The sequence below is a fragment of the Collinsella sp. TF12-2AT genome (genome assembly GCF_003436735.1).
Taxonomy (GTDB): domain Bacteria; phylum Actinomycetota; class Coriobacteriia; order Coriobacteriales; family Coriobacteriaceae; genus Collinsella.
Map to the genome: position 1 here is coordinate 107,319 of NZ_QSQK01000007.1, position 24,238 is coordinate 131,556.

At 59.1% G+C, this 24,238-nt stretch carries 21 protein-coding genes; 19 read left to right on the forward strand and 2 right to left on the reverse strand.

Annotated features, from left to right (window positions below; translation table 11 throughout):
* The first annotated feature begins 120 nt into the window (after window positions 1–120).
* The 16 genes from DXD24_RS06295 (at window position 121) to hflX (ending at window position 21,104) form a co-directional block, all read left to right on the forward strand.
* A complete protein-coding gene (locus DXD24_RS06295) occupies window positions 121–2,367 on the forward strand; it encodes a polyribonucleotide nucleotidyltransferase (protein WP_022094703.1) in 2,247 nt (748 codons plus the stop codon).
* Window positions 2,368–3,008: 641 nt separating this feature from the next.
* Window positions 3,009–4,679 carry a ribonuclease J gene (locus tag DXD24_RS06300; RefSeq protein ID WP_117564285.1) on the forward strand — a complete coding sequence of 557 codons (1,671 nt, stop codon included), beginning with the start codon at window positions 3,009–3,011 and terminating at the stop codon, window positions 4,677–4,679.
* Window position 4,680: 1 nt separating this feature from the next.
* On the forward strand, window positions 4,681–7,461 hold the full coding sequence (locus tag DXD24_RS06305; RefSeq protein WP_233502346.1) for a DNA translocase FtsK: 2,781 nt from the start codon (window positions 4,681–4,683) through the stop codon (window positions 7,459–7,461).
* Window positions 7,461–8,972 carry a RodZ family helix-turn-helix domain-containing protein gene (locus DXD24_RS06310; protein ID WP_117646389.1) on the forward strand — a complete coding sequence of 504 codons (1,512 nt, stop codon included), beginning with the start codon at window positions 7,461–7,463 and terminating at the stop codon, window positions 8,970–8,972. Before DXD24_RS06305 ends, DXD24_RS06310 begins: the two co-directional genes overlap by 1 nt.
* 26 nt (window positions 8,973–8,998) lie before the next feature.
* Window positions 8,999–9,496 carry a YajQ family cyclic di-GMP-binding protein gene (locus DXD24_RS06315; protein WP_022094699.1) on the forward strand — a complete coding sequence of 166 codons (498 nt, stop codon included), beginning with the start codon at window positions 8,999–9,001 and terminating at the stop codon, window positions 9,494–9,496.
* A gap of 27 nt (window positions 9,497–9,523) precedes the next feature.
* Window positions 9,524–10,873 carry a 30S ribosomal protein S12 methylthiotransferase RimO gene (rimO, locus tag DXD24_RS06320; RefSeq protein WP_117564287.1) on the forward strand — a complete coding sequence of 450 codons (1,350 nt, stop codon included), beginning with the start codon at window positions 9,524–9,526 and terminating at the stop codon, window positions 10,871–10,873.
* Between the two features lie 99 nt (window positions 10,874–10,972).
* Window positions 10,973–11,521 (forward strand): CDP-diacylglycerol--glycerol-3-phosphate 3-phosphatidyltransferase, encoded by a 549-nt coding sequence (pgsA, locus tag DXD24_RS06325; RefSeq protein WP_233502347.1) that lies wholly within the window; start codon window positions 10,973–10,975, stop codon window positions 11,519–11,521.
* Window positions 11,522–11,533: 12 nt separating this feature from the next.
* The gene (locus tag DXD24_RS06330) at window positions 11,534–12,064 is read left to right on the forward strand and encodes a CinA family protein (RefSeq protein ID WP_117564288.1); all 531 of its coding nucleotides are present in this window, start codon (window positions 11,534–11,536) and stop codon (window positions 12,062–12,064) included.
* Between the two features lie 257 nt (window positions 12,065–12,321).
* Window positions 12,322–13,470 (forward strand): recombinase RecA, encoded by a 1,149-nt coding sequence (gene recA / locus DXD24_RS06335; protein ID WP_099431786.1) that lies wholly within the window; start codon window positions 12,322–12,324, stop codon window positions 13,468–13,470.
* 11 nt (window positions 13,471–13,481) lie between these two features.
* Complete coding sequence (locus DXD24_RS06340; RefSeq protein ID WP_117564289.1) at window positions 13,482–14,174, forward strand: regulatory protein RecX; 693 nt, start codon at window positions 13,482–13,484, stop codon at window positions 14,172–14,174.
* 257 nt (window positions 14,175–14,431) lie between these two features.
* The gene (gene rny, locus DXD24_RS06345; protein WP_089573375.1) at window positions 14,432–15,982 is read left to right on the forward strand and encodes a ribonuclease Y; all 1,551 of its coding nucleotides are present in this window, start codon (window positions 14,432–14,434) and stop codon (window positions 15,980–15,982) included.
* A gap of 1 nt (window position 15,983) precedes the next feature.
* The gene (locus DXD24_RS06350) at window positions 15,984–17,069 is read left to right on the forward strand and encodes an ATP-binding protein (RefSeq protein ID WP_006235981.1); all 1,086 of its coding nucleotides are present in this window, start codon (window positions 15,984–15,986) and stop codon (window positions 17,067–17,069) included.
* A gap of 74 nt (window positions 17,070–17,143) precedes the next feature.
* Window positions 17,144–17,461: a stage V sporulation protein S gene (locus DXD24_RS06355; RefSeq protein WP_117564291.1), complete on the forward strand. Its 318-nt coding sequence runs from the start codon at window positions 17,144–17,146 to the stop codon at window positions 17,459–17,461.
* A 45-nt stretch (window positions 17,462–17,506) separates the two neighbouring features.
* Window positions 17,507–18,877 (forward strand): tRNA (N6-isopentenyl adenosine(37)-C2)-methylthiotransferase MiaB, encoded by a 1,371-nt coding sequence (gene miaB / locus DXD24_RS06360; protein ID WP_117564292.1) that lies wholly within the window; start codon window positions 17,507–17,509, stop codon window positions 18,875–18,877.
* A complete protein-coding gene (gene miaA, locus DXD24_RS06365) occupies window positions 18,877–19,815 on the forward strand; it encodes a tRNA (adenosine(37)-N6)-dimethylallyltransferase MiaA (protein WP_117564293.1) in 939 nt (312 codons plus the stop codon). Before miaB ends, miaA begins: the two co-directional genes overlap by 1 nt.
* On the forward strand, window positions 19,815–21,104 hold the full coding sequence (gene hflX / locus DXD24_RS06370) for a GTPase HflX (protein ID WP_117564294.1): 1,290 nt from the start codon (window positions 19,815–19,817) through the stop codon (window positions 21,102–21,104). Before miaA ends, hflX begins: the two co-directional genes overlap by 1 nt.
* On the opposite strand, the gene DXD24_RS06375 is transcribed toward hflX, so the two are convergent.
* On the reverse strand, window positions 21,089–21,793 hold the full coding sequence (locus DXD24_RS06375) for a heparan-alpha-glucosaminide N-acetyltransferase (RefSeq protein WP_117646390.1): 705 nt from the start codon (window positions 21,791–21,793) through the stop codon (window positions 21,089–21,091). The two genes, hflX and DXD24_RS06375, sit on opposite strands and share 16 nt — an antisense overlap.
* Window positions 21,793–22,437 (reverse strand): transcriptional repressor LexA, encoded by a 645-nt coding sequence (gene lexA, locus DXD24_RS06380; protein WP_147324160.1) that lies wholly within the window; start codon window positions 22,435–22,437, stop codon window positions 21,793–21,795. The genes DXD24_RS06375 and lexA overlap by 1 nt, the downstream gene beginning before the upstream one ends.
* 163 nt (window positions 22,438–22,600) lie before the next feature.
* On the opposite strand from lexA, the gene DXD24_RS06385 reads away from it, so the two are divergent.
* From DXD24_RS06385 to dut, 3 genes are read left to right on the forward strand one after another with little or no spacing between them, the layout of a single operon-like run.
* Entirely contained in the window at window positions 22,601–23,050 is a 450-nt protein-coding gene (locus tag DXD24_RS06385; protein WP_117564803.1) for a LysM peptidoglycan-binding domain-containing protein, read from the forward strand.
* 51 nt (window positions 23,051–23,101) lie between these two features.
* Entirely contained in the window at window positions 23,102–23,545 is a 444-nt protein-coding gene (gene nrdR, locus DXD24_RS06390; protein ID WP_055285168.1) for a transcriptional regulator NrdR, read from the forward strand.
* A gap of 4 nt (window positions 23,546–23,549) precedes the next feature.
* Complete coding sequence (dut, locus tag DXD24_RS06395; protein ID WP_117564802.1) at window positions 23,550–23,993, forward strand: dUTP diphosphatase; 444 nt, start codon at window positions 23,550–23,552, stop codon at window positions 23,991–23,993.
* Window positions 23,994–24,238: the final 245 nt, after the last annotated feature.

Here is a 24,238-nt window from a genome sequence, read left to right on the forward strand (position 1 = left end):
AGCGGGGCGCTCTTTTTGTGTAAGGGCGTGAACAATCACGCTCTGAAGCGTGACGGGGGCAGGGGGCCCGCGTCACATGAGAAGCCCGCAGGCAAGGGGCCTGTGGGGTAAAGGAGAACAATGACACTCGTATCCAAGACCTTTGAGCTGTACGGCAAGACCTACACCTTTGAGTCCGGCGAGCTTGCCAAGCAGGCCACCGGCGCTTGTCTGGTCAAGCAGGGTGACACCACGATGCTCGACACCGTGGTCGTCTCCAAGGAGCGTAAGAATTACGACTTCTTCCCGCTGACCGTCGACTTCAACGAGAAGATGTACGCTGCCGGCCGCATCCCGGGTGGCTACCTCAAGCGCGAGGGCCGTCCCAGCGAGAAGGCCACGCTCACGGCTCGTATGATCGACCGCCCGATCCGCCCGAGCTTCCCGGACGGCTTCCGCAACGAGGTACACATCGTCGCCACCTCGCTCGTCGCCGACCAGGTCAACCCCTTCGACGTCATCAACGTCATGGGCGCTTCGCTGGCCATGACGCTCGGCGGCGTGCCCTTCGAGGGCCCGCTTGCCTGCGTGCGCATTGGCCGTAACGTGGAGACCGGTGAGTTTATCGTCAACCCCACCTATGAGGAGCGCGAGAACTCCGACCTGGACCTGGAGTTGGGTGGCTCTGCCGACTTCATCTCGATGGTCGAGGCCGGCGCCGAGGAGATCTCCGAGGACGACATGCTCGCCGCTATGAAGTTTGGTCAGGAGGCCCTCGCTGCCTTCTGCCAGGCCCAAGACGAGTTCGTTGCCGAGTGGGAGCAGGTCAACGGCGCTATCGTCAAGAAGGAGTACCCGCTCGACCAGCCCGTCGAGGAGGTCCAGGAGCGCATCTTCGCCCACTACGACGAGATGGCCGCTGCCCTGCGCGACGCCGACAAGCTTTCCCGCATCGGTAAGGTCGAGGCTCTGAAGGAGTCCATCCGCGCCGAGTTCACCGACGAGGAGCAGGCCGCCTGGGAGCGCGAGATCCCCGTGGCGCTCAAGAAGCTCGAGAAGAAGGCCATGCGCACCATGGTCGTCGAGACCGGCGAGCGCGTCGACGGCCGTGCCGCCGACGAGATCCGTCCCATCATGGTGAAGGACAACTACCTGCCGCTCGTTCACGGCTCCGGCCTGTTCCAGCGTGGTCAGACCCAGGTGCTCTCCGTCCTGTCGCTCGGTATGCTCAACGAGGGCCAGCGTCTGGATACCATCGAGCCCACCGAGGGCAAGCGCTATATGCACCACTACAACTTCCCGCCGTTCTGTACCGGCGAGACTGGCCGCATGGGCAGCCCCAAGCGCCGCGAGATCGGCCACGGCAACCTGGCCGAGCGCGCTCTGCTTCCGGTGCTCCCCGACGAGAACGAGTTTCCCTACGCCATCCGCGTCGTCTCCGAGGTCATGGAGTCCAACGGCTCCTCTTCGATGGCTTCGACCTGCGGTTCCACGCTCGCCCTTATGGACGGCGGCGTGCCCATTAAGCGCCCGGTCTCCGGTATCGCCATGGGCCTGATCCAGGAGGAGGGCAAGACCGTGGTCCTGTCCGACATCCAGGGTCTCGAGGACTTCCTGGGCGACATGGACTTTAAGGTCACCGGCACCACCGAGGGCATCACCGCCCTGCAGATGGACAACAAGGCCACCGGTCTTACCTTCGACATCCTGGCCCGCGCCCTGCAGCAGGCCAAGGAGGGTCGCGCCTTCATCCTGCAGAAGATGCTCGATGTGATCCCCGAGCCGCGTCACACCACGCGCAGCACCGCTCCGCGCATCGTCTCCATCCAGGTTCCGACCGATAAGATCCGCGACGTCATCGGTTCCGGCGGCAAGGTCATCCGCGGTATCCAGGACGAGACCGGCGCTTCGGTCGACATCCAGGAGGACGGCACCGTCTTTGTCGGCGGCACCGGCGAGTCCGTCGATCAAGCCGTCGAGCGCATCAAGCTCATCATCAAGGTTCCCGAGCCGGGTGAGGAGTACACCGGTCGCGTTGTCTCCATCCAGCCCTTCGGCGCCTTCGTGAACCTGCTGCCCGGTAAGGACGGCCTGCTGCACATCTCCCGCGTCGCCAAGGGCCGCGTGGAGAAGGTCGAGGATGTCCTCAACGTGGGCGACGAGGTCAAGGTCGTCGTCATCGAGGTTGACGATCGCGGCAAGATCTCGCTCGATCGTCTCGACAAGCCCGAGGCCCCGGCTCGCGCCGAGGGTGCCTCCGAGGGTGACGGCGAGCACTTCCAGCGTCGTGAGCGTCCGCGTCGCGAGCGCTCCGAGCGCAGCGACCGCCCGCGCCGTCCCGGCGACAACGGAGGCCGCAAGCCCCGCCGTCACCACGACGCCGAGTAACAGTCGCACATAAGCAGCTCAACAAGGGCGACTCTGGACAGGGGTCGCCCTTTTGCTTGCGCCCGGGAGGGCCGCATATGAAGTTTCCTGCTCTACAGTCCTGCGCAAGACGGAAAGCACATTAAGTGCTTTCCTTTGCGTGCGGAACTCGCGATAAACTTCATATGCGGCCCTCCCGGGCGCAAGCAAAAGGGCTGGTTAGTGCAGCTCGCTATTTAGTTAGACAGTCTATTCAGTAGTCAGATTTCGGATCTGTAGATAGACGCAGCTGCACTTCCCCAGATAAAACAACCAAAATTAACCAGCCCATTGTTGGTAGGTTCCCCGCGAGGGCGGGCACGGATGAAGTTTATCGCGAGTTCCGCACGAACAGGAGGCCACTTAATGTGGCCTCCGTCGTGAGCAGGACTGTAGAGCAGGAAACTTCATCCGTGCCCGCCCTCGCGGGGAACCGGCGGGATAGACGGGTTCAGATGGGGCTTTGATGCATGGGTGGTCTGTTGTTGTGCAAATGGGTATCATACTGTGGTTATTGCATCGACTCCGTGATGCATGTTTGTACGTTCCCGACGGTCGGTTTGCCAGAAGCGCCCCGCCGGTTGTTCCAGACCCGTTTCGAAGAAAGGAAACAACACTCACCTATGGCAGCTAAAAAATCATCTCCCTTGAAGATCATCCCGCTCGGCGGCTTAGATGGTATCGGCAAGAACATGACGGTCTTCGAGTGCGGCGACGACATGGTGCTCGTCGACGCTGGCCTCATGTTCCCCGACGATTCGCAGCCCGGTATCGACCTGGTGCTCCCGGATTACACCTACGTTCTGGAGAACGAGGAAAAGCTCCGCGGCATCATCGTCACTCACGGCCACGAGGACCACACCGGTTCGCTTCCGTATCTACTGCAGGACCTCAACAACAAGGTGCCCATCTTCTCGAGCAAGCTGACGCTCGGCTTTATCGAGGGCAAGCTCTCCGAGTTCCGCATTCGTGCACCCAAGTTCCGTGAGGTCAAGGGCGGCAGCCACGTCAATTTGGGTGGCATCTCGCTCGACTTCTTTTCGATGACGCACTCCATCCCGGGCGCTCTGGGCGTGTTCATCCGCACCAACCAGGGCACCGTTATGCACACCGGCGACTTTAAGCTCGACCAGACGCCCATCGACGGCGTCACGCCCGACTATGCCGCTATCAGCCGCTTTGCCAAGCAGGGCATCGACCTGCTGCTGTCCGACTCCACCAACGCCACGGTCCCCGGCTTTACTAAGTCCGAGGCCGAGGTTGGCCCCAATCTGTTGCATGCCATCAAGAATGCTCCGGGCCGCGTGTTCGTCGCGTCGTTCTCGAGCCACATCCATCGTCTGCAGCAGATCTGCGACGCCGCCCGCAAGTGCGGCCGCAAGGTCGTCGTGACCGGTCGTTCCATGCTCACCAACACCCGCGTGGCGCGCGAACTGGGCTATCTCAACATCGATGATGCCGATATCATCGATGCCTTCGACATTGACAACCTGCCCGATGACAAGATCGTCGTCATGTGCACCGGTTCGCAGGGCGAGCCGCTGTCGGCCCTGTCCCGCATGGCCAACGGCGAGCACAAGACGCTCTCCATCCACGAGGGCGATACCGTCATCCTCTCGGCAACGCCGGTCCCCGGTAACGAGAAGGCCGTTCAGCAGGTCGTTAACAGCCTCGCCAAGCTTGGTTGCGACGTGTGGGATAAGAACCGCGCCCTCGTTCACGTTTCGGGTCACGGCAGCCAGGAGGAGCTCAAGCTCTTGATGGCCATGGCCAAGCCTACGTACTTTATGCCGGTCCACGGCGAGGCCGTGCATCTGCGCGCCCATGCTCAACTTGCACGCAAGATGGGCCTCAAGGAAGATCATATCTTTATCCTCGACAACGGTGACACGCTCGAGATGCGTGGCGGTATCGTCAAGCGCGGTACGCCCGTCGAGTCTGGCGTCGTCTACGTCGACGGACTGCGTATCGGCGATACCGACCCCATCGTTCTGCGCGATCGTCAGAAGCTTGCCAACGACGGTATGGTCACGGCTGTCGCCATCGTTTCGCTCAAGCACAAGAAGATCGAGGCCATCGAGTTCTCGGGCCGCGGCGTCTCCTTTGCCATTGACGACCAGTTCTCCGAGGACGCCTCGGCGTCCATCATGAAGACGATCGAGAAGGGCAAGTTCAGCTTTACGAGCAGCGGTTCCGATGCCATTCGCAAGGCCGTGCGCGACTCGCTCTCTAACTTTATCTGGAGCCGTACGCGCACTCGACCGATGATCATCCCGGTCGTCATGGAGGTTTAGTTTGGCGCGCGGATCTGCACAAAACGCCAAAGGCAATAAAGCCAACAACCAACCGGCATCTGCTAAGGGTGCCGGTTCCCATCTTCGTGCCAATAAGGGCCACGAGACCGAGTTCGACGATTTTGAGCCCCTGGTCGAGCCTTCGGCCAATCGCGATATCGCTGGTGTGGTCATCGCCGTTTTGGCGATCGCGTCCTTCATTGCCGTGATCTCTCCGGCAACAGCGCCCGTGACGGCTGCGGTTGCCGGTTTCTACCACCTGGGCTTTGGTCTGGGCGCCTACGTGCTGCCGATCGTCATCTTGCTGTTTGCCGCCACGCTCTTTTTGGGTGAGGACTCGCCGCTCAACGTGCGCTCTGTTGCGGGCGGCGCCTTGGTCTTTATCGCCGTCGTCTCCATTCTTTCGCTGATGGTGCCGGGCACGAGCGATTCGTGCGACCTTATGTTTACGCCGCAGAACCTTTCCGTGTCGGGCGGCTACATTGGCGCCTTTATCGCAAGTGCCTTGCAAAACGCCTTGGGTAAACCTATCGCCATGGTTGTCTTGCTGGGGCTTGTCGTCGTTGGTTTGGTCATTATCGGCTTTTCGGTGGGTGGCGTTTTGCGCTCCGCACGCGATCGCGCTGCCGATTTTGCCGAGCGTCGACGTGCCGATGTCAATGCGAGCCCGTGGGGCGATGAAGAGGCCCTGTCTGTTCCCGGCGTCGCTCGTCCGCACCTGAGCATTTTGCGCCAGAAGGGGACTGACGCCGCGGTGACCACGGTCATGGGTGGCGATGTCGACCCGGTTTTGGATGACGACGAGGACGATGACCCGTTTGTCGACGTATCCGAGTCGGTTGAAGCCGAGCGGGCCAAGACCACGCTGCTGCCGCGCCGTCATGCCAAGAAGGGCAAGACTGCGCCTAAGCTCAATACGAGTGAGCCCGACCCGTCTTGGTCCGATAGCGAGATTGAGCTCACCGAGGGCGATGACGAGGACGACGAGGCTCCGATTGAGACCGCAAAGACAACTTTGCTGCCGCGTCGCCATGCAAAGCGCGGCCAGGTCACCGGACAGCTTTCGATGGAGGACGATCCGGACAAGGTTGACGAGTCCGAGCCGCCGTTTTCCGTGAATCCCGTCTCGGCCGCCCCCCAGATCCCCGACTTCCTGAAGCACCCCAAGGTCGCTGACGCCTCAACCTCTACGGCCTCTGCCGCTCCTGCTGCGGCTGACAATGGGGGAGCGAGCGACACCGCAACTGACGCCGAGGGCGAAGAAGAGGACGGCCTCAAGCTTCCGCCGCTCGAAATCCTGCATGCCAACCCGCAGTCGGCTTCCGCTGCGTCTTCGGACAAGGAGCTGGAGCAGACCGCTGAGTCGCTGCAATCCACCTTGCTTGAGTTTGGCCGCAGTGCCCGCGTGGTCGGCTGGATCGCCGGCCCCACGGTGACGACCTTTAAGCTGCAGCCCGGTGAGGGCGAGCGTGTGAGCAAAATCTCGAGCCTCGAGGACGATATCGCGCTTTCGCTCGCTGCCCAGTCGGTGCGTATCTTTGCCCCGATCCCCGGCACCTCGCTCGTGGGCATCGAGATTCCCAACCGCAAGCGCCAGAACGTCAATCTGGGCGACGTGCTGCCCTATGTGAAGGGCGGTCCGCTCGAGCTCGCTATCGGCCGTGACGCCGAGGGCACGCCGGTCGTCGCCGACCTCGCAAAGATGCCTCACCTTTTGATCGCCGGTACGACTGGTTCTGGTAAGTCGGTGATGATCAACTCCATCATCACGACCTTGCTCATGCGCGCCCTTCCCGAGGACGTTCGCCTGATTATGGTCGACCCCAAGCGCGTCGAGCTTGCGGGCTATAACGGTCTGCCGCATCTCTATGTGCCCGTGGTGACCGAGCCTAAGCAGGCCGCGAGCGCTCTGCAATGGGCTGTGTCCGAGATGGAGCGTCGCCTGAAGGTTTTCGAGCGTCTCAACGTGCGTAAGATCTCGACCTACAATGAAAAGCAGGCCGCCGGCGAGTTTGAGCATTACGACAACCCGCCGCAAAAGATGCCCTACCTGGTCATCATCATCGACGAGCTTTCGGACCTGATGATGGTCGCCGGTAAGGATGTCGAGGCCTCGATCGTGCGTATTGCACAGCTGGGCCGTGCCGCCGGTATTCATCTTATCGTGGCCACGCAGCGCCCCAGCTCCAACGTGGTGACGGGCCTCATCAAGGCCAACATCACCAACCGCATCGCCTTTAACGTCGCCACGGGCATCGACTCGCGCGTCATCATCGACCAGATGGGCGCCGAGAAGCTCACCGGTTTGGGCGACATGCTGTTCTCCAAGGTCGACTGGGGCAAGCCCCGCCGTATCCAGGGCTGCTTTGTCTCGGACGACGAAATCAACGAGATTGTCGAGTTCGTCAAGTCGCAGAGCGAGCCCGACTACCACGAGGAGATTCTGTCCGCCGTGGCGCCCGCTTCCATGTCCATGGCTGGTGGCGGCGGCATTGTCCGCACCGGAGTCGCCGAGCCGCAAGACGATGATCCGCTCATTTGGGAAGCCGCCCATATTGTGGTGGAATCGCAGCTGGGCTCCACATCTGGCCTGCAACGCCGCCTGAAGGTTGGCTATGCGCGTGCCGGGCGTATTATGGACATGCTGGAAGAAAAGGGTGTCGTCGGCCCGCCCGACGGTTCCAAGCCGCGCGAGGTCCTGTTGGACGAGGAGGGGCTTGCCGCGCTGGAATCTGTCGACGCCGAGATGGCACGTGAAGATCGTGAGTTTGGAGGATTCTGATGGCTGCACGCTTTGGTGACATGCTGCTCGAGCAGCGTCGCCGAATGGGCCTTTCCATTCAGCAGGTCGCCAACACCATCAAAATCAGGCCGCAGATCATCGAGTTTTTCGAGACCGGTAACTTTGCTTCGATGCCGCCGCGCGGCTATGCGCAGGGCATGATTTCGAGCTATGCTCGTTTTTTGGGCCTCAATCCGCGCGAGGTCGTCAATGCCTACTTTGACGAACTGATGGCATACGAACGCGAAACGTCGCAGCAGGGCGGTCGTTTCCAGGACGCCGCCGGCTACGTCAATTCGCGTTCCTCTGTCGATAACGGGCGCTTCCTGATGGTTCAGGGCGGTCGTTCGACTCGCTATGGACAGCGTCCTCAGCAGGCCGGTTATATTACCGAGACGGGTTCGGGCGAGGAGATTCGCTCGCAGCGTGACCGGTTCCGCAGTACGCCGATGCCCGAGGACCGTGCACTTCCCGCTGCCCGCGGCGTGGCGCGTGACCCTCGTGCCGGCTACGGCGACGGCGGCTATTCCGATCGCGGTCACAGTGGTATCTCCACCGGACGCTCTCGCAGTGGCCATGCGGACGCCGATACCACGCAGGTGACGCCGCGTCTTCGCTCTCAACCACAGCCGTATGGCCAGCGCTCTTCGGCTCCGCGTGCGGGCCAGCGTGGCTATCAAGGCCGCGGTGAACTTGCGCCCCGCTCGGGTCAGCGCAGCCTTCAGGGCCAGGGTGGCTATTGCGGCCGTTCCGATAGCAATCGTGGCCGTATGCCTCAGGGAGGCGGCCGCAGCAGTTCCAGTCGTGGACGCGGCGGTTCCCGTGCTCCTCAAAACAACGGGCTCGATCCGCGTATCGTCTACGCCGGTATCGGTGCCGTGGCGTTGCTGCTGATCGTGCTCATCGTGGTACTTCTGCGCGGCTGCGCATCTTCGACGCCCGAGACCACGCCCGAGACGCCCGCTGTTACCAAGACGACGACCAAGAAGTCTTCTAAGAAGACCGAAACGGTCGACGAGGACGAAGACACCGATGAGGCGACGGATGAGTCGACCGGTTCGGACGCCACCAAGACGACGGCTAAAAAGGAAGAGAACGAGGCAACGAAGGTCAAGGTCTCCGTTGCCAAGGGAAAGACCGCGTGGATTGAGGTCAAGGTCGACGGAAAGTCGGTCTATGGCGCCCAGGCGACTGGCCCCTTTGAGCAGGAGTACACGCCCGAGTCCTCGATCGAGATCACCACGTCCAAGCCTTCCGATGTCACCGTTACCAAGAATGGCGAAAAGGTCCGTTACGATACCAAGACTTCGGGCGTGGCGCGTGTGACGATCACCGTTCCCAAGAAGGAGACGACCGATTCCGAGAATGGTGAAAGTTCTGATGGTGCCGACACCACCGACGGTACCGATACCACCGACGGCACCGATGCCCAGTCCACGGATGGCGCCGATGCCGCAACTGACGGTCAGACGCCCACCGATTCTACCGACTATTCGTACGATAGCTATTAAGCCGCTCGTACGCGAAAGGAAACATCATGGCTAAAGATTCCAGCTTCGACGTCGTGTCCGAGGTCAATATGCAAGAGGTCGACAACGCCTTCCAGCAGACCACGCGCGAGATTTCCCAGCGCTATGACCTGAAGGATTCCGGCGCCACGATTGAGCTTTCGAAGGGCGACAAGCTCTTTACGATCAACGCCCCGGCCGACTTTGTCTCCAAGCAGATCATCGATGTCCTGAGCTCCAAGCTCATCAAGCGCGGTATCGACCTCAAGGCTGTTTCGTGGGATGCTCCGCAGGCGGCATCGGGCGGCACCGTGCGCGTGCTCGGCCATATCGTCGAGGGTATCGACCAGGCGACCGCCAAGAAGATCAACAAGGACATCAAGGACCAAAAGCTCAAGGTCAAGGTGACCATCGAAGCTGACAAGCTGCGTGTTTCCTCTGCTTCGAAGGACGCGTTGCAGACCGTGATTCAGTTCCTGCGCGACCAGGACTACGGCCAGCCGCTGCAGTTCACCAACTACCGCTAATATCATTCGAAAGGACCGCTCTCCAACATGGATACACCGTTGGGCTCCGTGCTCTACATCACCCTCGGGTGCGCCAAGAACGAGGTCGATACCGACCGCATGCGTTCTCTTTTGACCGCCGCAGGCTACGAGGAGGCATTCGACCCGCAGGAGGCCGATATCGCCATCGTCAATACGTGCTCGTTCCTCGCCTCCGCAACGTCCGAGAGCATCGAGATCACGCTCGAGCTCGCCAACGAGGTGCAGGACGGCGTTCGTTCTTGCCCCATCGTCATGTGCGGCTGTGTGCCGTCGCGCTATGGCGACGACCTGCCTGACGAGCTGCCCGAGGTCGCTGCCTTTGTGAAGGCCGACGAGGAAGACGGCATCGTGGCAGTCATCGATGGCGTGCTGGGTGTCGAGCGTGAGATCGCGGCCTATATCCCTCAGGTCAAGCGTACCGTCGAGGGTGCCGTTGCCTACGTCAAGATTTCCGATGGCTGCAATCGTTTTTGCAGCTTCTGCATGATCCCCTATATTCGCGGTCGTTATCACTCGCGCAATGCCGAGAGCATTATTTCTGAGGTGCGCGACCTGGTTGCCGGTGGCGTGCGCGAGATCGTGCTGATCGGCCAGGACACGGGCATCTGGGGCACCGACTTTGCGGATGAGGACGTCGCCGAGGGCTCGCCGCGCAATCTGGCGCAGCTGCTGCGTGCCGTCGCCGAGGCCGTGCGCCCGCAGAACGTCTGGGTCCGCGTGCTCTACCTGCAGCCCGAGGGCATGACCGATGAGCTCATCGAGACGATTCGCGATACGCCCGAGGTGCTTCCCTATATCGATATCCCCGTGCAGCACTGCGACGCGCGCATTCTCAAGGCTATGCGCCGTTCTGGTTCGCGCCAGGAGCTCGAGGACCTGTTCCGCGATCTGCGTGAGCGTATCCCCGGCATCGTGATCCGTTCCACGGCCATGGTCGGCTTCCCGACCGAGACCGACGACGAGTTCCGCGACCTTATCGACTTTATGGACACCGTCGGCTTTGACTACACGAGCGTCTTTGCCTACTCGCAGGAGGAGGGCAGCCTGGCCGCTAAGATGGAGGGTCAGGTCGACGAAGAGGTCAAGCTCGAGCGCGCCCAGGAGGCCATGGACCTGGCTGAGTCGCTCGGTTTTGCCGCCACCGCCGCACATGTGGGCGAGCGCGCCCAGGTGATCGTCGACGGTATCGAAGAAACCGAGGACGGCGCCGAGCTGATCGGCCATGCCTGGTTCCAGGCGCCCGATTCCGATGGCGCGGTGCATCTGGACGCCAGCGAGGCGTCCGTGGGTGATATTCTGACCGTCGAGTTTACCGATAGCTTCTGCTATGAGCTTATCGGACATGTTGTGGAGTAGGAGAGCGTCGTGGCAAACGAGAGCAATAAGGAACTGACGAGTGTTTGGACGCCCGCCAACATCGTGACGTGCGTTCGCATCGTCTTTATCCCGGTGTTCATGATCGTGTCGGCGCTGTCTCACACGAGCGTTGCCGGTACGGACTGGAGCACCTTCGACGGCCCGCTCGCCGCCGCCGCCTTTATTCTGTACGTTATCCTGTCGTGCACCGATAAGGTCGACGGCTATCTGGCGCGCTCGCGCAACGAGATCACCGACTTCGGTAAGTTCTTGGACCCCATCGCCGACAAGCTACTCGTGTTCTCGGCCCTGCTGCTGTTCCTCGATTTTGGCGCGGTGACCGTGTGGTCCGTGTTCATTATCTTGTTCCGCGAGCTGTTGGTGAGCGCCCTTCGCATGGTCGCGAGTGCGGCCGGTGTGGTCATTGCCGCCGATAAGCTCGGCAAGTACAAGACGGCGACCACGATGGTCTCCATCTGCGGCTACCTGTGCGTCTTTGCGATGACCGGCCTCCAGTTGGGGCCTGCGGAGCTGTTGCTCGGTGTCTATGGCGTTTCACGCTTCCTGTACGCTGTTGCCGTTGTCCTGACCGTTATCTCGGGCGCCCAGTACTTCTGGAACTGCCGCAAGATCGTCTTTTCGGTTTAGGTCCTGGTGGGTATGGCGGACTCTTTTGAGCAGATTTCCGCACATAACGAGGAGCTGGCGCGCGATATTGTCGAGCGCGCGAGCGCTCGGGGCGTGACGGTTTCTACGGCTGAGTCGCTGACGGCGGGTATGATCGCCTCGACGATTGCCGATATCCCGGGCGCCTCGGCGGTGCTGCGCGGCGGTGCGGTGACCTATTGCGATGAGATCAAGCATCGTGTTCTGGGTGTTGAGCAGGAGACGCTCGATCGGTTTAGCGCCGTGTCGCACCAGACGGCGCGCGAGATGGCCGCGGGCTCGCTGGACCTCTATCAGAGCGATGTGGCCGTGAGCGCAACGGGCTACGCTGGGCCCGGTGGTGGCACCGAGCAAGACCCCGCCGGCATGTTCTATATTGGCTGGGCGTATCGCGTGGCTGATGGGGAAGTGCCGATCGTGGACTCTGTGCGTTGCCACTATGAGGGCGACCGTTCGTGTGTTCGTGCCCATGCGGTCACGGAGGCATTGGGACGCATTGCCCTTGTGCTCAACTCTATGGAATAGGCGTGTTTTAAGGGGCCTTAGGGCCCCTTAATTGTGGAGATGGGGACCTCTGACGAATTTAGCTTTTATGCTGGTCATAGGTGTATTATCTCCTTCCTTGTTTTTATTTGGCCCTATGTGGTCAAGCATTTGGACAGTGTTTGGTCGGCGTTTGGTTGGGTTTTGGAAAGACTGCCTGCATATGATTGGTCTGAACGGTTGACCACGAACAGCCGTTCGTTTATTATCGATGCAGGTTGTTAAGAGGAGGGCTATTCATGGCCAAGAATTCAGGTCCCGTACGTACCGTCCATGCACCCACGACGGGCAAAGAGCGCGAAGAGATGATCGCCACCACCAAGGCCGAGATCGAGAAGAAGTTCGGTCAAGGTTCCATCATGAGGTATGGTGACGGCGGCCCCGAGCTCGAGGTCGAGGCCATCCCCACGGGTGCTCTGGCGCTCGATGCCGCTCTGGGTATCGGCGGTGTGCCGCGCGGCCGTATCGTCGAGATTTACGGTCCCGAGTCCTCCGGTAAGACGACGCTTTCGCTCGAGATCTTGGCCGAGGCCCAGGCAATGGGTGGCGTCGTGGCGTTTATCGATGCCGAGCACGCGCTCGATCCCACGTATGCCGCGCGCATTGGCGTGGATATCGACGAGGTATTGATTTCCCAGCCCGATACGGGTGAGCAGGCGCTCGAGATTGTTGACATGCTCGTGCGTTCCGGCGCCATCGATGCCATCGTCGTCGACTCCGTCGCCGCGCTGACCCCGCGTGCCGAGATCGAGGGAGAGATCGGCGATACCACGGTCGGTTTGCAAGCTCGCCTGATGAGTCAGGCGCTCCGCAAGCTCGCCGGCTCGCTGTCCAAGTCCAATACGACATGCATCTTCATCAACCAGCTGCGAGAGAAGATCGGCGTCATGTTCGGCAACCCCGAGACCACGACGGGCGGCCGTGCCCTTAAGTTCTTCTCTTCGGTGCGTATCGACATTCGCCGCATCGACAGCATTAAGCTTAAGGATGAGGTTATCGGTAACCGCGTGCGCGCCAAGGTCGTTAAGAACAAGGTGGCCGCTCCGTTCCGTTCTGCTGAGTTCGACATCATGTACGGTACGGGCATCTCTAAGGAGGGCTCGATTCTGGACATGGCTGTCGAGTGCGGCATCTGCAAGAAGATGGGCTCCTGGTTCGCCTATGGCGAGGACAAGCTCGGCAACGGTCGCGAGGCCGCCAAGGCGTTCCTGCGCGAACACCCCGATTGCGCCGACGAGATTGAGCATAAGGTTCGCCTTGCCTGCGGGCTTGAGTTTGATGACGATGCTCCGTCCGAGGTCGAGCTGACCGATCAGCCTGCGCCTGAGGAGTTTGACGAGCTTTACGCCATCGATGGTTCCGCCATGCTCGATGATGACGACGAGTAGCGGTTACGCTCATGTCGTATACGGTGACCGAGGCCACGGTCGTCTTTCCCGATAAGAAGGCGGCCTCCTCGTTCTCGAGCGGCTATGCGTCAAAAAAGCCTTGCGCACATATCGATTGTGAGCTTGAGGGCGGTTTTGAGCGGTCCATTTGGATCCCCGTGCGGGTCGCGCGGCTGTATGTCAAAAATCGCCCCGATCTTCCCTGTGATTGGGATAACTTTCGTGAAGCGGTGCAGCTCATCGAGCGTAAATGTGCACTTACCATGGTGACCGAGATGCTATCGCGACGCGACCATGCGACGGGTGAGGTCTGTGACAAGTTGGCACGCTACGGCTTTCGCCAGCCCGCGATCGATTTCGCCGTCGAGCGCGCCACCGAGTATCGCTTTTTAGACGAGAACCGCTTTTGCTCGTACTTTATCGAGGAACGCAAGCGGCGCGGTTGGGGACAGCGTAAAATCGAGACCGAGCTCAAGCGCCGTCATGTCGTGCTCGATGACATTCCCGGTTATCCGGAGGATTATTTTGCCGTCGAAGACGATTTGGCGCGTGCGTCAGCCCTGCTCGCCAAGCGGCGTGTTCCAGAGACGCGCGGATTCGAAAAACTGGTTCGGTTTTTGATGGGCAAGGGCTTCTCGTATCACATCGCCGCCGATGCCGTTAAGGCACGTCTCGATGCCGAACGTGAGGAATGTGCGGTTTAGGCGTATGCGTTTTGTGGCCCTGCCGTTCACCGCGTTTTAGCCGCCGTGCTGGGGCCATTTATTTGACAGTTGTTGTGGTTCAACGTACGATAAACACTGTCATTTGCTTTGTGATATGTGCTCATCTGTGATGAGTTTGTTTATATGTTTATCTGTATCCGACCCGCATAAGCTGCGCCCATATTACTCAAATGTCGCGAGCCGTTCGTAAGGACGGTTCGCTTTGTTGTGTAACGAATCCATAAAAAGGAGTGAGCATGCCTATCATCGCAGCGCTCGTTGGCATCGTTTTGGGTGCCATCGCCGCCATTGCCTACATGCGCACCGCCAAGCAGGGTAGTCTTCACGAGGCCGACGAAAAAATCCAGTCGGCACACGCACAGGCTGAGTCCCTGATCGGTGATGCCAAGCGTCAGGCCGAGACCCTCAAAAAAGAGGCTCTGCTCGAGGCTAAAGAGGAGATCATCAAGAACAAGCAGGCCGCCGAGGCCGAGGACAAGCAGCGTAAGAACGAGATTCGTACGCTCGAGAACCGCGTGATGCAGCGCGAGGAATCCCTCGATCGCCGCAACGACGCTCTCGACAAGCGCGAGCATCAGCTGTCCAGCCAGGCCGGTCAGGTCGAGAAGCGCTCCCGTGAGCTCGAGGAGCTCTGCGCAAAGCAGACCTCCGAGCTCGAGCGTATCGCCGACCTTACCCGCGAGGACGCCCACAAGGAGCTCCTCGATAAGGTTCGCGGCGAGGTCACCCACGAGGCCGCCACGATCATTCGCGAGTCCGAGCAGCAGGTTCGCGCCGAGTGCCACAAGACCGCCCAGGAGATTCTGTCTCTGGCGATTCAGCGCTGCGCTGCCGATCACACTGCCGAGGTCACCGTTACCTCCGTGCACATTCCCTCTGATGACCTCAAGGGCCGTATCATCGGTCGCGAGGGTCGCAACATCCGGACCTTCGAGCAGGTTTCCGGCGTCAACCTCGTGATCGACGACACGCCCGAGACCGTCGTTCTTTCGAGCTTCGACCCGGTCCGTCGTGAGACCGCCCGTGTCGCCCTCGAGAACCTCATCGCCGACGGCCGCATTCACCCTGCCCGTATCGAGGAGATGTATCACAAGGCCGCCGACCTGGTTCAGCAGCGCGTGCGCGAGGCTGGCGAGCAGGCTGCCTTCGATACCGGCATCCACGATCTGCACCCCGAGATCGTCAAGACCCTTGGTGCCCTGCGCTACCGTACCTCGTTTGGTCAGAACGTGCTTCAGCATTCCCTCGAGGTCTCTGATCTGTGCGGCGTGATGGCTTCCGAGCTTGGCCTGGACGTTGTGACCGCCAAGCGCGCCGGCCTGCTGCACGACCTGGGCAAGGCAATCGACCACGACGTCGAGGGCCCGCATGCCGTCATCGGCGCCGAGCTTGCCCGCCGTTATGGCGAGAAGCCCGTTATCGTCCACGCTATCGAGGCTCACCATGCCGATGTCGACCCCAATACGGTGCTCGATGTCCTGGTACAGGCCGCCGATGCTGTCTCTGCCTCTCGCCCCGGTGCCCGTCGCGAGTCTGCCGAGAACTACATCAAGCGTCTTGAGAAGCTCGAGGAGATCGCCAACTCTCATGACGGCGTCGAACGTACCTATGCCATGCAGGCCGGTCGCGAGGTCCACGTCATGGTCCAGCCGGACAAGATTTCCGATGCCCAGTCCACGGTCCTGGCTCACGATATCGCCCATCAGATCGAGGAAGAGATGGAGTATCCCGGTCAGGTGCGCGTCGTCGTGATTCGCGAGAGCCGCGCTGTCGATATCGCTAAATAACATGAGCGACGCGAACGAGCTCATCTCATTTATCGCGTCGATGTCGGGGGAGGGCAACCTTCGCGTCGAGGAGAACCTTGGCGAGGGGTATGTCCGCCTCCGCGTTTCGGAGGCCGAGCGGCGCCAGGCAAAGCACGACATTCAGCATGTCGAGGATATCGTCATCGAAATGCTCCGTAATGCTCGCGATGCCGGCGCCGACAAGGTCTATCTCGCCACGACCAAGGAAGACGGCGTCCGCACGCTTGTCTTTCTGGATAACGGTTCGGGCGTTCCGCAGGATATGCAAGAGCGAATCTTTGATGCCCGCGTTACCTCCAAGCTCGAGAGCATGAAGATGGACCGTTGGGGCGTTCACGGTCGTGGCATGGCATTGTTTTCGATCAAGCAGAACACCGATGAGGCCCGTGTGGTCACGTCCGGCGTCGATCTTGGTTCAGCCTTTAAGGTGAGCGTCGCGGCCGACCGCCTCAGTGAGCGTGCCGATCAGTCCAGCTGGCCCCAGGCCGTCAAGGATGAGGACGGACGTTATGTCTGTGCTCGCGGTCCGCATAATATTATTCGCGCTGCTTGTGAGTTTGCGCTCGAGGAGTTGCGTGGTTGCGATGTCTATCTTGGTTCTCCGTCCGAGATTGCCGCGACCCTTTATGCTCAGGCGTCAAGCCGGCTTGATACGTCTCGTCTCCTGTTCATTGATGACGAGAGCGAGCTTCCGGTTGTCGATCGTTTAGGCCTTGCTTCTGATGCCGAGGACTTTATCCGTATCTGTTCGGGTTTGGGTCTTGAGATGTCCGAGCGCACGGCCCATCGCATTTTGGCAGGGCAGATTAAGCCTGTTCGCGGTGTGACCGCGCGTCTGCTGCGCGAGCGCGACTCGTCCTCGCATGCGCCGGCTCCTGTCGATCTCGCGAAGGATCGTCGCGGGCTACGTATTGCTAAGGATGACATGGCACAGTTTTCGCGTGCTGTGGAGCGCGATTTTAATGACCTTGCTGCCCGGTACTATCTCAACCTTTGCGGCGACCCAAAGATTCGCGTTTCGCGTGATCGAATCACCGTGACCTTTGATCTTGCCAAAGAGGAATAGTGCCTTTACCGAGTCCACTCGGTACGATACAGTTATTGCAGTTAAAACGTACTTTTAAATGCAGGAGTTTCTTCATGGATTGCCTGAAGGTATCAAGCAAATCATCGCCCGCGTCCGTTGCCGGCGCCATCGCCGGCATGGTCAAGGATGGTGTACCCGTCAACATCCAGTGTGTCGGCGCCGGTGCCGTCAACCAGGCCATTAAGGCCGTTGCTATCGCGCGCGGTTTTTTGATTCCAACCGGTTTTGATATTTCCTGCGCGCCCGTGTTCTCCGACATCCTCATTAACGGGGAGTCGCGCACGGCCATCCGCCTTTCTATCTACGTTCACCAGATCAATCGAGCTGCTATGGATAACGTCGTCATTGATGATGTTAAGCCTGTGGCATAGCTTCTGCTTGCTTTGTTTCGCTCCCCATCGTTAGGACTTATGCACATGGACCAGCGTTCCGTACGCGATATTCTTGCCGGTAAAACCTACTTTATCCGCACCTTTGGCTGCCAGATGAATCAGCACGATTCCGAGCGCGTGAGCGGTCTGCTTGATTCGTATGGCTGCCTCATGGCGCTCGATCCCGCGCATGCCGATATCGTTGTCTTCATGACGTGCTGCGTGCGCGAGGCCGCCGATACTCGCCTGTACGGTCAGTGCAATTCCTGCAAAAGCCTGCCGCCTTCGCCTTCTGGCAAGCGCGTGGTTGCCGTTGGTGGCTGCATCGCGCAGCGCGATGGCGAGGGCCTGCTCACCAACGTCGATAACGTCAATGTCATCTTTGGCACGCATTCCATCGCGCATGTGGCCGAGCTCATTGCCGAGGCGTTCCTTGATGGCAAGCGTCATATCCGCACCAATGAGCATGAGGATACGGACGCCATGAGCATGCCGTGGCATCGCGAGACTCAGTATCACGCTTGGGTGCCCATCATGACGGGCTGCAATAATTTTTGCACCTATTGCATCGTGCCGTACGTGCGCGGTCGCGAAAAGAGCCGCCCCTTCGAGGAGATTGTCGACGAGGTGACCGGTTTGGTGCGCCAGGGCGTGCGTGAGATTACGCTGTTGGGCCAAAACGTTAATTCATATGGTCGCGATCTGTTTGGCAAGCCGCGTTTTGCCGATCTGCTGCGTGCCGTGGGCGATACGGGCGTGGAGCGTATCTTCTTTACGTCTTCGCATCCCAAGGATCTGCTGCCCGAGACCATCGACGCCATGGCCGAGACATCTGCCGTTATGCCGCAACTGCACCTGGCCGTCCAGTCAGGTTCGACGCGCATCCTTAAAGAGATGAATCGTCGTTATACGCGCGAGGATTATCTGGGTCTGGTCGATCGTATTCGTAACCGTATGCCCGATATTGCGCTTTCGACCGACATCATCGTGGGCTTCCCGGGCGAGACCGAGGAAGACTTTGAGCAGACGCTCTCGCTTGCCGAGACGGTTCGTTATGCCCAGGCCTACACGTTTATTTACTCCAAGCGCGCCGGTACCCCGGCAGCTGAGATTTATGATCCCACCCCGCATGAGGTTATCCTTGAGCGCTTTAACCGTCTGGTCAAGGTTATCGAGACGACGGCTCATGAGTATAACCAGGGCGAGCTTCACACCGTGGTGCCTGCGCTTATTGAGGGTACGAGCAAGAAGAACGACGCTGTTCTTCTGGGGAAAAGCCCCAAGAACCAGACGGTGCATGCGCCGATTCCCGCTGGCTATAGCATCGATCAGCTCGTCGGCAAAATCGTCGACGTTGATATTGATGTCGCCAAAACGTGGTATCTGTCTGGCTCCGTCGTGGGCGAGCCTCGCTAATGATTTCCACCGGTGCAAGCCTTTCTGCCGTAGCGATTGTCGGTCCGACGGCGGTCGGTAAAAGCGATGTTGCCGACCGCCTGGCCGCTCGTCTTTCGTCCGAAGTGTTGTCTTGTGACGCGATGCAAATCTATCGTGGCATGGACATCGGTACGGCCAAGATGATGCCCGAGGAGTGCTCGGTGCCCCTGCGCCTTGTCGATATCGTGGATCCGGGCGTCGCGTATTCAGCTGCGCTCTATCAGACGGATGCCCGGGCGCATATCGAGCGTTTGCTTGGCGAGCAACGTCTTCCGGTCTTTTGCGGCGGTACGGGCCTGTATCTCAAGGCTGCACTCGATGAAATGGATTTTCCTTCGGGAGAACTCGAGGACGAACGCCGCACGGGCTATCAGGAACTTGCCGAGCGTATTGGCGAGGAGGCGCTGCATGCCCTGCTTGCCGAGCGCGATCCGGAATCTGCTGCCGTGATTCATCCCCATAACGTGCGTCGTGTGATTCGTGCGCTCGAGATGCATGATGACGGTGTGTCGTATGCCGAGCAGAAGTCGAAATTCAGCGTCCCGCGCGAGCGTTATCATGCCTTGTGGTTTGGTCTGACGCGTAGCCGTGAAGTGCTCTATGAGCGCATTAACCTGCGAGTCGACCTTATGTTTGAGCAGGGACTGGTTGATGAGGTCCGTGGCCTTTTGGACCAGGGCTTGGGTGATGCACTCACATCGATGCAGGCAATCGGTTACAAAGAGATTATTGATGCCTTGCGTGGCGCTATTACCATGGATGAGGCCCGTGAGCTTATCAAGATTCGCTCCCGTCGCTATGCCAAGCGCCAGCTTTCCTGGTTTAAGCGTGACGATCGTATTGTGTGGTTCGATATGGATGACTTCACGATCGATGAGGTCGTCGAAGATATTTATCGTCGCATCGAGGCTGTCTAATGGCTCGTTTCCCTTTGGTCCCCACGGCTCCTGAACCCGAGCGCGCCATCTTGGTTGGTGTTGAGTGGCGCGATAATGCCTGGCCGCTTGACCGTTCGCTCGATGAGCTTGAGCGTCTGGCCCACACTGCTGGTGCTCAATGCGTGGCGCGCTTGTCGCAGCGCCTAGTCAAGCCCTATCCCAAATCGTTTATCGGCTCCGGCAAGGTCGAGGAGCTGTGCGGTTTGGTGCATCGCATGGATGCGGATGTTGTTATCTTCGACGACGACCTGACGCCCTCACAGCAGTCCTATCTTGAGAAAGCCGTGGGCGAACCGGTCAAGATTATTGACCGTACGGCGTTGATTTTGGATATCTTTGGCCTGCATGCCCAGACGCGTGAGGGCCGCTTACAGGTTCAGCTGGCACAGTTGCAGTATCTGCTGCCTCGTCTGCGAGGTATGTGGAGCCATCTTGCAAAGGAACAGACGCGTGGCGGCATTGGATCGCGTTTTGGCCAGGGCGAAAGCCAGCTCGAGGTCGACCGTCGCCTGATTCGCAATAAGATCGCGGCGCTTCGACGCGAACTGAAACAGGTTGAGCAACGTCGCGATGTGCAATCGAAAAGCCGTATTGAATCGCCGGCGTTTCGCGTGGCGCTGGCTGGTTACACCAATGCCGGCAAGTCGACGTTGCTTAATCGTTTGACGGGATCCACGGTACTTTCGCAGGATAAGCTGTTTGCCACGCTCGATCCTACAACGCGCTCGTACCGTTTGCCCGGTGGCCGTGGCATGACGATCACCGATACCGTCGGCTTTATTCAAAAGCTGCCCCATGGCCTGGTCGACGCGTTTAAATCTACGCTTTCTGAGGTGCTCGGCGCCGATTTGATTCTTAAAGTTGTGGATGCTTCCGATGAGGATTACGAGCGTCAGCTTGAGGCGGTTGATCGTGTCCTTGACGAGATCGGTGCCGGTGAGCGCTTGACGCTTACCGTGTTCAATAAAATTGATCTGCTCGATAGCGTCGATCGCTTGAGCTTTCGCCGGCGCTATCCCGAGGCGGTGCTGTTCTCGGCTCAGACGGGTGAGGGTCTTGATGACTTAGTCGACCGCATCGCTCGTGAAGCGGCCGCCACGGACGTGTTGCTCTCGGCCGATATCCCGTATCGAGAGGGCGCGTTAATCACGCTCGTGCACGAACAGGGAACCCTTCTGCACGAGGAATACCTCGAGGACGGCGTTCGTATTGTGGCAAAGCTTCCGGACCGTATCGCACCACGTCTTGAGCGTTACCGAACGGAATAAATCAGCTCCAGTACACCCAAGATAACCGGTTGATGAAGCAGGTAGAACGGCAGTGCATGGCGTCCGAGGCTTGCGAGCGCCGGGATGGGATTTTCATAGGCCCATGCTGGTGCCTCGCAGTTTGCTTTCTGAGCCGTGCGCGCGGCAAAGAAGCCTGTGAGGTACATAAATAAGAAGGGTATGAGCGGATAGTAATCACCGGAGACAAAGTCTGGACTTGGGAACCCCAGCCAAGCTAGATAGGGGATAGGGTAGACCGCTTTAGGAATGCTCCAGGTACAGGCAAAGAGTATGAGGCAAATCGTTATACCCCAAACTGCCGGCATTCTATCGAGAACCGGGCGCGCGAGTGCAACAATGGCGGTGCACGCCGCCATGCAGAAAATGATGCCGAAGTTCACCGAGTCATCGACTGAGACGAGCGTCGTTGCGATCCATACGACCAAAGCGGCTACGGCATATTTGGCGGCACGCTTGATGTTGTTGCGCGAGAGGGTGCACATCCAGCCGGCAATAAACAAAAATACCCAACTGATGCTGGCTCGCCAGATGTCTTGGAAGATGGTCTGGGTAAACCAGGGCATCTTCCAACCATATAGGTAGGCAAGGTCGTAGCAGGCATGAAATCCCGCCATCGACAGCATGGTAAACCCGCGAATGGTATCAAAGACCGTGATGCGTTTTTGCATTACGAAAACCGGCGCATCAAACCGACGACCTTGCCTAGAATCGTGGGATTTGTCGCGTAGATAGGCTCCATAGTGTCGTTTTCGGGCTGCAGGCGAACGCGTCCCTGTTCCTTATAGAATGTTTTGACTGTTGCGGAGCCATCGATCATGGCCACGACAATCTCGCCATTCATGGCGCTCTTCTGCTCGCGAACGATGATGTAGTCGCCGTTATAGATGCCGACGTTAATCATCGAATTGCCGTGGACCTCGAGGATAAAGGACCCCTGTTCTGTTGCGATCTCGGTTGGGATGGTAAAGGTGTCCTCGATATTCTGCTCGGCAAGGATGGGAATCCCTGCGGCGACACGGCCTACGAGAGGCAGCGATACGGTGCCGCGGGGCACCGTGGGCTCATCGGACTTCGAGATGGAGACGGAAGATCCGTCCTCGTCAAAGAGCTCGAGAGCGCGAGGTTTGGTGGCGTCACGCTTGAGCAGGCCGCGTGCTTCCAGCGCGGAGAGGTGCGCATGTACGGTGCTAGGGGAGGAAAGGCCCACAGCCGAAGCCATCTCGCGTACACTGGGCGGATAGCCCTTCTCCTGCTGATATTCCTTGATGAAGTCGTAAATTTGCTGCTGACGCTTGGTAATTTTGCGAGCCATCAGGGGTTCCTCTCTACCCATACCAAACAAATGTTCTATTTTTGCTTGACAGGAACAACTGTTCGAAGATAATAATAACCGAACACTCGTTCCCGCGCTAGACTTTTTTGTCCCCGCGGCTTGATAAAACAGTTCTCGTCAAAACAAACGAGAGGAGAACAGAATGAACGCAGCGGATATGGTCCAGGGAAACCTTGCTCTTAAGCTCGAGGCGCCTGCCTCGCCTGCCTTCACGGTCGTGAAGGGTGGACGCTCCCATTTTCAGGCCGTGGCCACTAAACCCGTTCGCACCCAGCGTGCGGCCGCTGCTTCGGCTCCTGTTGCCCTGAAGGCCTCGACGATTGTTGCTGTTGCTGTAGCATTCACCTTGTTCTTTGTGCTCGCCACGTCAGTCTTTTCTGCTCGTCACGCAGCATATGCCGATTCCGTAGCCAACGTTACCTACGAGACGGTTCGTGTGCAGTCCGGCGATTCTCTGTGGTCGCTTGCCCAGGAGCATCCCATCGATGGCCTTTCCACGCAGGAGACTTCCGACATGATTCGTAGCGTCAATCACCTCGATCGTGGCTCTCTTGATGCTGGTGCAGTTCTGAAAGTTCCGGCTCGTTCGTAAGATTTCCGCTCGGTCGCATGGTACCCTTGTTATCGTTTAAGAGGAGGTACCATGCGCTGTCCCAAATGCGGCAAGGCACATACCCGCGTTGTCGATTCCCGTATGCAGGAGTCGAACAACACTATCAAGCGTCGTCGCGAATGCTGTTCGTGCAATTATCGTTTTACGACGTTCGAGCGCTGCGAAGATCCCATCGAGGTTATCAAATCCGACGGGTCTAAGCAGCGGTTCGATCGCAACAAGCTGCTGGTCGGCCTGATGCGCGCCACGATTAAGCGCGATATCGATACGAAAAAGCTCAACGAGATCATCGATGATATCGAGGTGGAGCTGCGTTCGCGTACGCTGACGGCTGTAACGTCCCACGAACTGGGCGATATGGTGCTCAAGCGCCTGGCCAAGATCGACAAGGTGGCCTACATTCGCTTTGCCTCGGTCTATCGCGATTTCAAAGACGTCGACGAGTTTTTGCAAGAGCTCGACAAGCTAAGGTGATTTCATGTCCAACATTACCGTTAACATTAAGCGACTCGATCCCACGGTCGAGCTTCCCAAATACGCTCACCCCACAGATGCCGGTCTTGACCTCCGCGCCAACGAAGACTGCACCCTCAAGCCCTTTGAGCGTCGTTTGGTCTCCACTGGCTTGGCCATTGCGCTGCCCGATGGCTACGCCGGCTTTGTCCAACCCCGCAGCGGCCTAGCCATTAAGCAAGGCCTGTCTATAGTCAACACGCCCGGTCTCATCGACGCCCACTATCGAGGTGAGCTTAAGGTCATCCTCATCAACCTAGATCCCACCAACAATATCCAGATCAACAAAGGCGACCGCATCGCCCAACTCGTCATCCAAGAAGTCCCCACAGTCAATCTCGTAGAAGTAGACGAACTAGACGAAACCGATCGAGGAGCCGGCGGTTTCGGTTCTAGCGGCGTATCCTAGTCGTTTACGTACTTTCCGCTGACCGGCCCGACCCGCCTATATATCATCCCATGCTCAAACATTCTCGCTTCGCAGGGGCGCATGGATCCCGCTTTCGCCTGAGCCCCATACATATCATCCCGTGCTCAAACATTCTCGCTGCGCTGCGAAACTGCGCGCGGGACGATATGTATGGGGCTCAGGCGAAAGGGCTAAATGCGGTACCGTCAAGATTCTTTCGCAAATTGATCGAGGCGGCCTCGGCC